Raw genomic sequence first — 10061 nt, forward strand, 5'->3', positions numbered from 1 at the left:
CCCGCTCGGTCCCGACGTCTGCGCGGCACTGCGGACGATGCCGCAGACCATCCGCCTGCGCACGCTGTCCTGACCGCGCCGCCCCGGTGACCGCACCGGGGCGCGTCGTCCGCTCAGCCGGTCTTGCGGCGGAAGGTCCGCTTGCCCCCGCCCGCGACCTCCGAGCCGTGCACGGCGCTGCCCCCGCGCACCCCGTCCGCTGTCCGGTGGCCGGCGGCGTTCTTGCGTTCCAGGGCCTGGCGGAAGCGCTCCTTGGGGTCGGTGGACGCGGACCCGTCCCCGCCGGGTCCCTCGGCGGTCGCCGCTGTGCTGCTGTCCTCGCTCATGGCCACTCCTCGTCGTCGGGCTCAGCCTGCACCCTACGGCGCAGCGCGGCCACCGCGGACCCGACGTCCGCACCCCCCGCGGGGCGATACGGTCGGGGGGTGACCTCGACCTCGCTCCCGTTGCGCCGGATGGGCCGGTCCGGCCTCCAGCTCCCCGCCATCTCCCTCGGCCTGTGGCAGAACTTCGGCCACGGAGACCCGCTCGCCAACCAGCGGGAGATCCTTCTCGCCGCCGTCGACCGCGGAGTCGTGCACCTGGACCTGGCGAACAACTACGGGCCGCCGCCCGGCTCGGCCGAGGAGAACTTCGGCCGTATCCTGCGCACCGACCTGCGCGGTCGCCGAGACGAGCTCGTCGTGACGACCAAGGCGGGCTACCGCATGTGGCCGGGGCCCTACGGCGACCTCGGCTCGCGCAAGTACCTCCTCTCCTCGCTCGACCAGTCGCTGCGACGGCTCGGGCTCGACCACGTCGACATCTTCTACAGCCACCGGTACGACCCCGACACGCCCTTGGAGGAGACGATCGGGGCGCTGGCGACGGCGCTGCACTCGGGCCGCGCGCAGTACGTGGGGATCTCCTCCTACTCGGCCCGACGCACGCGCGAGGCCCTCGAGGTCGCGCGCGGGCTCGGGGTGCGGCTCAGCGTCCACCAGCCGTCCTACTCGATGCTCAACCGGTGGATCGAGCACCCGGACCCGAACGCGGACGGCGCGAGCGTGCTCGACGTCGTGGGCGAGTCGGGCCTCGGCGTGGTCGCCTTCTCCCCCCTGGCCCAGGGCATGCTGACCGGCAAGTACCTCGACGGCGTCCCCCGCGACTCACGGGCCGCACGTGGTGGGTCGCTGCACGCGGAGTACCTCTCCCCCGAGGCGGCCGAGCACATCCGTGCCCTGCAGGCGATCGCGGCGGACCGCGGGCAGACCCTCGCGCAGCTCGCGATCAGGTGGGCCCTGCGTGACGAGCGCATCACCTCTGTCCTGCTCGGTGCGAGCAGCGTCGCCCAGCTCACCGAGAACCTCAGCGCTCTCGACGGGCCGGATCTGAGCGCCGAGGAGATCGCCGCGATCGAGCCGCACGCCGTCGACACCGGGATCAACCTGTGGGCGTCCCGGTCGAGCGACCTGTGAGCGCGATCCGGACCTAACCTACGGGGCCGTAGGTTAGGCTGGGACCATGACCAGCCCCGACCGGCCGTGGCTCGACGCCTACGCCCCCGGGGTCCCGTCCGACGTCGACGTCGACGCTCCCGTGACGGTGACCCTCCAGCGCAGCGCCGAGCAGTTCCCGTCCCATATCGCCACCGACTTCCTCGGTGCGGTGACCACCTACGACACGCTGGCACGCCGCGTGGACCGGGCCGCCGGCGCACTGCTCGCCCTCGGCGTCCGACCGGGTGACCGGGTCGCCCTCGTGCTGCCGAACAGCGCCACCCATGTCGTGGCCTTCTACGCGATCCTGCGCATCGGCGCCGTCGTGGTCGAGCACAACCCGACGTACACGACGGACGAGCTCCGCCACCAGCTCGCGGACTGCGAGGCGACGGTCGCGATCGTCTGGGAGAAGGCCGTCGCCCGGGTCCTGGAGGCGCAGCCGGACACGTCGGTGCGGACCGTCATCGCCGTCAACCTCGCATCGGACCTGCCGGCGATCAAGCGCCTGGCGCTGCACCTGCCGGTCGGCGCCGCACGCGCGACGCGCGCGTCGATGCGCTCCCGGATCCCGGCCGGCTCCGGCGTCCTGCGCTGGGGCCGACTGGTCGGGCGCGCGCGGCCCCTCCCGGCCGAGCACCCCCACCCGGAGCTGGCCGACACCGCCCTGCTCCAGTACACGGGTGGCACGACGGGGACGCCGAAGGGCGCCGTCCTGACCCACCACAACGTCTCGATCAACGCCCGGCAGGGCGAGGCGTGGACCCAGGTCCCGGCCGGGACCGAGACGGTCCTGGCCGCCCTCCCCTTCTTCCACGCCTTCGGCATGACCCTGTGCCTGACCTATGCGATCCGGATCGCCGCGACGCTCGTCGTCGTGCCGCGGTTCGACCCGGACATGGTGCTGGCCGCGCACCTGCGCCGCCCCATCACCTTCATCCCCGGCGTCCCGCCGATGTTCGACCGGCTGACCGCCACGGCGGAGAAGAAGGGGATCGACCTCTCCACCATCCAGCACTCGATCTCCGGAGCGATGGCCCTGCCGCGCGAGACGGCCGACCGGTGGGAGGCGGCGACCGGGGGTGTCCTCGTGGAGGGCTACGGCATGACCGAGACCTCTCCTGTCGCGCTGGGGAGCCCCTTCTCCGCCGAGCGCCGACCGGGCATGCTCGGGATCCCGTTCCCGTCCACGTACATGCGGGTGACCGACCCGGAGGACCCGACGACGGACGTGGAACCGGGTGAACGCGGAGAGCTGCTCCTCGCCGGCCCCCAGGTCTTCGCGGGCTACTGGAACCGACCGGAGGAGTCCGCCCAGGTCCTCGTCGAGCACGAGGGACGCACGTGGCTGCGCACGGGCGACGTGGTCGTCGTCGAGGAGCACGGGTTCGTCCGGTTGGTCGACCGCATCAAGGAGGTCATCATCACCGGCGGGTTCAACGTCTACCCCTCCCAGGTGGAGGAGCACCTGCGGCGGATGCCCGGGGTGCAGGACGTCGCCGTCGTCGGCATCCCTGGCGGCGACCTCGGCGAGAAGGTGGTGGCCGCCATCGTCATGGCCGAGGGCGCCACGCGCATCGAGCTGTCCGCCGTCCGGGCCTGGAGCGAGAGCGCTCTGGCACGCTACGCGCACCCCCGCGATCTCGTCGTCCTGCCGGAGCTCCCCCGCTCGCAGATCGGCAAGGTGCTCCGGCGCGTCGTGCGACAGCAGATCATCGACCGCGACTGACCGGCGGGCCGGCCCACCTCACTCCTCCGTGGGAACCGTCTCCCGCTCGGCGCGCAGGGCGGTGATGGCGGCGTCGAAGTCCTCGAGGGAGTCGAAGGCCTGGTAGACGCTCGCGAAGCGCAGGTACGCGACCTCGTCGAGCTCGCGCAGGGGGCCCAGGATCGACAGGCCGATCTCGTGCGCGTCGAGCTCGGCACTCCCGGTCGCGCGCAGGGTCTCCTCGACCCGCTGAGCGAGGACGGCGAGGTCGTCATCGCTCACGGGACGCCCCTGGCACGCCTTGCGCACGCCGGAGACGATCTTCTCCCGCGAGAAGGGCTCGGTGATCCCCGAGCGCTTCACGACCGAGAGGCTCGCGGTCTCGATGGTGGTGAACCGCCTCAGGCAGGCAGGGCACTGACGGCGACGACGGATCGTCGAACCGTCGTCCGAGGTGCGTGAGTCGACCACACGCGAGTCGCCGTGCCGACAGAAGGGGCAGTGCACAGCGAGGCCTCCACAACCCTGCGTCCCGGTGACGCAGCAGAGCCACGCTACGGGGGCCATCAGGGGCCCGCAAGAACCGTCAGTCCCCCGCGGGGAGCAGGAGCCGCTGGCCCGTGACGAGCGTCGCGCTGTCGAGACCGTTGAGGGCGACGAGCCGGGCGACGACCTCGCGCACGTCCTGACCCGGCTCGGCCACCGAGCCGGCCAGCTCCCAGAGGGTCTGCCCGGAGGCGACCGTCACCGCACGGACCGCGACGGGGGCAGACGGGGACTGGGCGACGGCGTTCCCGGCGCCCAGCGCGACTCCGCCCGACAGCAGGATCGCGACCACGCTCATGGCGAGTCGCCCGCGCCTCGTCAGTCGCAGCGCGGGGACGGGGCGGACGGCTGCTGCCGTCAGGTCCCAGGTCATCGTGCTCATCGGATCCCCTCCAGGTCGAACAGGTGTTCGTCGAACGTCTGTACGATGTCTACCAGGTCGGCGACACGCTGTCGAGACACGATCGAACAGGTGTTTGATTCGGCGCGACCCCACCTCTAGGGTTGGCGTCACAGGGACAGACCATCACCGACCACTGACACGCAGGCGGCCGCACGGGCCGACCCGGAGCGAGGAGAGCACCGTGGCACCGAGCCCGAACCCGCCGGACGAGCCGCTCGCCTCGGTCCACGCCCTCCCCGACGGCCCGGCCGGCGGAGACGGCCTGACCTCGCGGCAGCGCCTCGTCCTGGAGACGATCCGCGCGAGCGTGGAGAGCAGGGGCTACCCGCCGAGCATGCGGGAGATCGGCGACGCCGTCGGCCTGACCAGCCCGTCCTCCGTCAAGCACCAGCTGACCGTGCTGGAGCGCAAGGGCTACGTCCGCCGGGACCCCAACCGCCCGCGCGCGATCGAGGTCGTGCACCCGGACGACGCCCGCGTCATCTCCGCCTACGCCGAGGCGGCCGACGAGAGCGCGCAGAGCAGCGAGTCCGACGTGACCGAGCGCCCGACCCCGTCCTACGTGCCGGTCGTCGGGCGGATCGCGGCCGGCGGCCCGATCCTCGCCGAGCAGGCCGTCGAGGACGTCTTCCCGCTCCCGCGCCAGCTCGTCGGCGACGGCGAGCTCTTCCTGCTCAAGGTCGTCGGGGACTCGATGATCGAGGCCGCGATCTGCGACGGGGACTGGGTCGTCGTGCGCCGCCAGCCGGTCGCCGAGAACGGCGAGATCGTCGCGGCGATGATCGACGGCGAGGCGACGGTGAAGACCCTCAAGCGCGCGGACGGCCGGGTCTGGCTGCTCCCGCAGAACGCGGCCTACGCACCCATCGACGGAACGGAGGCGACGGTCCTTGGTCGCGTCGTGAGCGTCCTGCGCAGCCTCTGACCCTGGGGGCGGCCCCGCTCGCTCAGAGCCCGAACGCCTTGGCGACCTGCCGCATCGATGCCGCCGAGGCCCGGAGACCGGCGAGCTCGGCGTCCGACATCGGCACCTCGAGCTGGGACTCCACGCCGAGGCGGCCGACGACGGACGGCACCGAGAGGCAGACGTCGGAGATCCCGTAGTAGTCCTCCAGGAGCGAGGAGACGGGCAGCACCCGCTTCTCGTCCTTGAGGACCGCCTCGATGATGCGCGAACCCGCAAGACCGATCGCGTAGTTCGTCGCACCCTTCCCCGCGATGATCCGGTACGCGGAGTCGATCACCTCGGTGGTGATGGCCTCCCTCGTCCGCTCGTCGAAGGGGCCGTTCCCGCTCTTGACCCCTCGCCACTCCATCAGCGGCACTCCACCGACCGACGCCGAGCTCCACAGCGGGATCTCGGAGTCGCCGTGCTCGCCGGCGATGTACGCGTGGACGTTCTGCACGGCGACGTTGCAGTGCTCGCCGATGAGGTAGCGCAGCCGGGAGGAGTCCAGCACGGTCCCCGAGCCGAACATGTGGCCGGCCGGCAGGCCCGAGTACTTGAGCGCTGCGTAGGTCACGATGTCCACGGGGTTGGTGACCATGATGAACACGGCGTTCGGCGCCACCTCGACGAGCTGCGGCAGGAGCCCCTTGACCAGCGAGATCGTCGCCTGGGCGAGGTCGAGCCGGCTCTGCCCGGGCTTCTGCTTGGCGCCGGCGGTCACCACGACGACGTCGGCATCCGCGCAGACGGCGAGGTCGTCGGAACCCACCACGTTGGCCATGGGCATGAACTGGATGCCGTGGCCGAGGTCGAGCACCTCGGCCTGGACCTTCGCCGCGTTGATGTCGTAGAGCGCGACGGTGCGCGCCACGCCACGCATGAGGGCCGCGTAGGCCATCGTCGACCCGACGCTTCCCGCGCCGACGATGGCGAGCTTGGTGGTCCGCCGGTCGACCCCTGGTCTCTGGGCGGTCCCGCTGTCCTCGGGCATCTCGGTCTCCTTCGTCGGTTCTGCGCGCCCAGCCTAGGTGCCCCGTGGCTGGAGACGGGACCCGCTCAGCCCGCGGACGAGGCCGCGGCCGCCTCCTCGGCGGGGACCGCGAGCCGTCGGAGCGCGCCGAGGACGACCTCCTGGTCACTGGTGCGCCAGAAGGGCGGCATCGAGCGCAGCAGGAAGCCGCCGTAGCGTGCCGTGGCCAGCCGGGGGTCGAGGACGGCGACCACTCCCCTGTCCTCGTCGCGACGCAGCAGGCGGCCGGCGCCCTGGGCCAGGAGCAGCGCGGCCTGGGTGGCCGAGACCGCCATGAACCCGTTCCCTCCTGACCGGTCGACGGCCTCGGACCTGGCCGCCCGTACCGGGTCGTCCGGCCGCGGGAAGGGGATCCGGTCGATGAGGACGAGGCGGCAGGCGCGCCCAGGGACGTCGACCCCCTGCCACAGCGAGAGGGTGCCGAACAGGCAGGTCGGCTCGTCGGCGCTGAATCGGGCCACGAGAGTCGGCAGCTGGTCGTCCCCCTGGCACAGCACCGGGACGTCCAGCCGTTCGCGCATGGCCTCTGCGGCTGCCACCGCCGCCCTGCGGGAGGAGAACAGGCCGAGGGTCGCGCCTCCTGCAGCGCCCACCAGGGCCTCGATCTCGTCCAGCTGGGCGTGCGTCGTGGGTTCGCGGCCGGGCGGCGGGAGCCGCCTCGCGATGTAGAGGATCCCGCTCCGCGCGTGGTCGAAAGGGCTGCCGACGTCGACCGATCGCCACAGCAGGCCCTCCGCCGACCCCTCGGTGGGAGTCGGCGCCTCGTCCTCCTCGTCCTCCTCGACCGCTGCTCCGCCGTCGATCGGCCGCTCGTCGCGCGGCGACAGGCCGAGCTGGACGGCGAGCGGGACGAAGCTCCCGCCGAGCGTCAGCGTGGCCGAGGTGAGCACCCCTGCCCTGCCGGCGAGGAGGCGACCGCGCACGAGGGAGGCGACGTCGAGCGGGGCGGCGAGCAGCCGTGGTCCACGGCGGTCGTCGTCGCGCGTGCACCAGACCACGTCGCCGTCGCCCCCGATCGCCAGCCGCTCGGCGACCTCGAGGAGCGCGAGGACGGCGGAGGAGGCCACGGCTCGGCCGGTGTCCGGGGTCCCGCTCGACTCGGGCCTCAGCGCCGTCACCAGGGGTCGGGCGGCGTCCCGGACGGCAGCTGCGGCGTCGGCGAGCGCGTCGGGCAAGCCCTGGGGGAACCGGCCGTCGGGCGTCTGCCCGAGGGCGAGGGCGAGCGCCTGGCCCGCCTCCTCCAGCCGGTCGACCGGCACCCCGCCGTGCCGACGGGCCAGGCCCGCGACCTGCTGCACCCCGACGGGCGAGAGCTCGGCCGTCGCCTGGGCCGTGACCCGGTCCGCGAGCTCGTGGGCCTCGTCCACCACGAGCACGTCGTGCTCGGGGAGCACCCCGGGTGAGCCCCCCGCGGCGATGCCGAGCATCGCGTGGTTCGTCACGACCACGTCCGCCTCGTGGGCCCGGTTCCTTGCCGCCGCGGCGAAGCAGTCGTCGAGCACCGGGCAGCGCTTGCCCAGGCACTCCATCGCCGTGACCGAGACCTGGCGCCAGGCCCGGTCGCTGACGCCGGGGACCAGGTCGTCGCGGTCCCCCGTCTCCGTCTCGCCCGCCCACTCGCGGACGGCGACGACCTGCGAGCCCAGGTCGCTCACCGGGCCGGGATGCTCGGCCGCCCCCGCGGCCTCCGCCGCGCCGAAGAGCGTCGCCTGCTCCTCCGCCGGGTATCCGCCGGCGACCTTGTGCGCGCACACGTAGTTGTGCCAGCCCTTGAGCAGGGCGACCCGCGGGGCACGCGGGAGGAGCGGCGCGAGCTCGGTGACCACCAACGGGAGGTCACGGCTCATCACCTGACGCTGCAGGGCGAGCGTGGCCGTGGAGACCACGACGCGCTCGTCCGCCAGGACCGCGTGCCGCACGGCGGGCACCAGGTAGGCGAGGGACTTCCCCGTCCCGGTCCCGGCCTGGACCAACAGCTGCTCGGAGCGGTCGATCGCCCGGCCGACGGCGACGGCCATCCGATGCTGACCCTCCCGGCGACGTCCGCCGAGGGCGTCGACCGCCCGGTCGAGCAGCTCCTCGACCGTCGCGCTCACCCCGGCAGCCTAGGCGTGCGCGGCGCCCGCTGCGTCCACGGCCACGAGCTGGGCGGCGAGCGCGGGATCGACCAGTCCCCGCAGGACCGTCCCGGCCTCGACGTGCTCGACCTCGACCTCGCCCTCGTCGTGAGCACGCGAGACCAGGTCACCGCGCTGGTACGGGACGACGACGTCGACCGCGACCCGCGGGCGCGGGAGGAGCTCGGAGATCCGCTCCCGCAGCGCTTCGAGCCCCGCCCCCGTGTGCGCCGAGACCAGCACCGAGCCGGGCTCGCGGCGCTGCATGCGCGCCACCACGTCGGGGTCGGCGATGTCGGCCTTGTTGAGCACGACGAGCTCGACGACGTCGTCGATCCCCTCGATGTCCGCAAGGACCGAGCGCACCGCCGCGACCTGACCCTCGGGGTCGGGGTGCGAGACGTCGACGACGTGCAGGAGCAGGTCCGCGTCCCCGACCTCCTCGAGGGTCGACCGGAAGGCCTCGACGAGCTGGGTGGGCAGCGAACGGACGAAGCCGACCGTGTCGGTGAGCGTGTAGGTGCGACCGTCGGGGGTCTGGGCGCGGCGGACCGTGGGGTCGAGGGTGGCGAAGAGCGCGTTCTCGACCAGCACTCCGGCGCCGGTGAGCCGGTTGAGCAGGCTCGACTTCCCGGCGTTGGTGTACCCGGCGATGGCGACGCCCGGCACCTGGTGGCGCTTGCGGTCGGCGCGTCGCGTCGCGCGGGCCGGGCGCATGGCGGCGATCTCCCGCCGGAGCTTGGCCATCCGGGTGCGGATCCGGCGGCGGTCCAGCTCGATCTTGGTCTCACCAGGGCCGCGGGAGCCGATCCCCGCACCGCCGGCGACCCGGCCACCGGCCTGCCGGGACATCGACTCGCCCCAGCCTCGCAGGCGGGGAAGCAGGTACTCGAGCTGAGCGAGCTCGACCTGGGCCTTGCCCTCCTTGGACTTGGCGTGCTGGGCGAAGATGTCCAGGATCAGCGCGGTCCTGTCGATCACCTTGACCTTGACGACGTCCTCGAGGGCACGGCGCTGGGAGGGAGCGAGATCGGCGTCGACGACCACGGTGTCGGCACCGTTCGCCGCGACGATCTCGGCGAGCTCCGCCGCCTTCCCCGATCCGAGGAAGGTCCCGGGGTCCGGGTGCTGACGCCGCTGCAGGAGACCGTCGAGCACCTCCGACCCGGCGGTCTCCGCGAGCGCTGCGAGCTCGCGGAGGGACACCTCGGCCTCGGTCCCGTCGCCCTGCGACCAGAGCCCGGCCAGGACCACACGTTCCAGCCGCAGCCGCCGGTACTCGACCTCGGTGACGTCCTCGAGCTCGGTGGACAGCCCCGCCACCCTGCGCAGCGCGGCGCGGTCGGCGCGGTCGTACTGGTCACCGTCGTTGTCCCTCGTGCTGCTCTCGCCCTCGTGGAGGACGGTTCCGGCACGGGCCAGGACCCTGGCGACGACGGCGTCGGCGAGGTCGCGCTGCTCGGACGGGGAGGTGGTGTCGGTCATCTGTGCCCTTCGGTCGACCTTCAGCGTGACATGCGGCCGGCACGTCGGCGAACCATTTCGCGGACGGCGCACCTCGCGGGCCACCCTCCCGTGCCCCCGCCATCGGTAGGGTTCCGTGCGTGTCAGGCACCGAGGACCACTACTTCACGGCCGATCCGGCCTCCGCCGACGAAAGGCGGTCGCTGACCGTACGGCTCGGCGACCGCGAGGAGCGCGCCGCGCTGCGCCGCGTCGCGGGCCTCTCGACCGAGCTCGAGGACGTCACCGAGGTCGAGTACCGCCAGCTGCGCCTCGAGAACGTCGTGCTGATCGGCGTGTACTCGAGCTCGGGCAACGCCGCGCGCG

General features: G+C 73.0%; 9 protein-coding genes and 1 pseudogene. 4 read left to right on the top strand and 6 right to left on the bottom strand.

Annotation, left to right across the window (positions count from 1 at the left end; genetic code table 11):
• Positions 1–113: 113 nt before the first annotated feature.
• On the bottom strand, positions 114–326 hold the full coding sequence (locus ABWK99_RS09405) for a DUF5302 domain-containing protein (RefSeq protein ID WP_372594438.1): 213 nt from the start codon (positions 324–326) through the stop codon (positions 114–116).
• Between the two features lie 129 nt (positions 327–455).
• Here ABWK99_RS09405 and ABWK99_RS09410 point away from each other — a divergent pair, with 129 nt between their 5' ends.
• The gene (locus ABWK99_RS09410; protein WP_372594446.1) at positions 456–1457 is read left to right on the top strand and encodes an aldo/keto reductase; all 1002 of its coding nucleotides are present in this window, start codon (positions 456–458) and stop codon (positions 1455–1457) included.
• Between the two features lie 46 nt (positions 1458–1503).
• On the top strand, positions 1504–3207 hold the full coding sequence (locus ABWK99_RS09415) for an AMP-binding protein (protein ID WP_372594439.1): 1704 nt from the start codon (positions 1504–1506) through the stop codon (positions 3205–3207).
• A gap of 18 nt (positions 3208–3225) precedes the next feature.
• Here ABWK99_RS09415 and nrdR read toward each other — a convergent pair whose 3' ends face one another.
• A complete protein-coding gene (gene nrdR / locus ABWK99_RS09420; RefSeq protein ID WP_372594440.1) occupies positions 3226–3693 on the bottom strand; it encodes a transcriptional regulator NrdR in 468 nt (155 codons plus the stop codon).
• 79 nt (positions 3694–3772) lie between these two features.
• Positions 3773–4114 (bottom strand): LysM peptidoglycan-binding domain-containing protein, encoded by a 342-nt coding sequence (locus tag ABWK99_RS09425; protein ID WP_372594441.1) that lies wholly within the window; start codon positions 4112–4114, stop codon positions 3773–3775.
• A 202-nt stretch (positions 4115–4316) separates the two neighbouring features.
• On the opposite strand from ABWK99_RS09425, the gene lexA reads away from it, so the two are divergent.
• Positions 4317–5060, top strand: coding sequence for a transcriptional repressor LexA (gene lexA / locus ABWK99_RS09430; protein WP_372594442.1), 744 nt, complete (start codon positions 4317–4319; stop codon positions 5058–5060).
• 22 nt (positions 5061–5082) lie between these two features.
• Here lexA and ABWK99_RS09435 read toward each other — a convergent pair whose 3' ends face one another.
• The 3 genes from ABWK99_RS09435 to hflX all read right to left on the bottom strand — a co-directional run bounded on the left by ABWK99_RS09435 (position 5083) and on the right by hflX (position 9716).
• Positions 5083–6075, bottom strand: a complete 993-nt coding sequence (locus ABWK99_RS09435) for an L-lactate dehydrogenase (RefSeq protein WP_372594443.1) — start codon at positions 6073–6075, stop codon at positions 5083–5085.
• A gap of 65 nt (positions 6076–6140) precedes the next feature.
• Positions 6141–8210, bottom strand: a complete 2070-nt coding sequence (locus tag ABWK99_RS09440; protein ID WP_372594444.1) for an ATP-dependent DNA helicase — start codon at positions 8208–8210, stop codon at positions 6141–6143.
• Positions 8211–8219: 9 nt separating this feature from the next.
• On the bottom strand, positions 8220–9716 hold the full coding sequence (gene hflX, locus ABWK99_RS09445) for a GTPase HflX (protein ID WP_372594445.1): 1497 nt from the start codon (positions 9714–9716) through the stop codon (positions 8220–8222).
• Positions 9717–9835: 119 nt separating this feature from the next.
• On the opposite strand from hflX, the pseudogene ABWK99_RS09450 reads away from it, so the two are divergent.
• Positions 9836–10061 (top strand): annotated as a pseudogene (locus ABWK99_RS09450) (hypothetical protein); the annotation flags it as partial.

The organism is Actinotalea sp. (assembly GCF_041597215.1).
In the GTDB taxonomy this organism is placed as follows: Bacteria; Actinomycetota; Actinomycetes; order Actinomycetales; family Cellulomonadaceae; genus Actinotalea.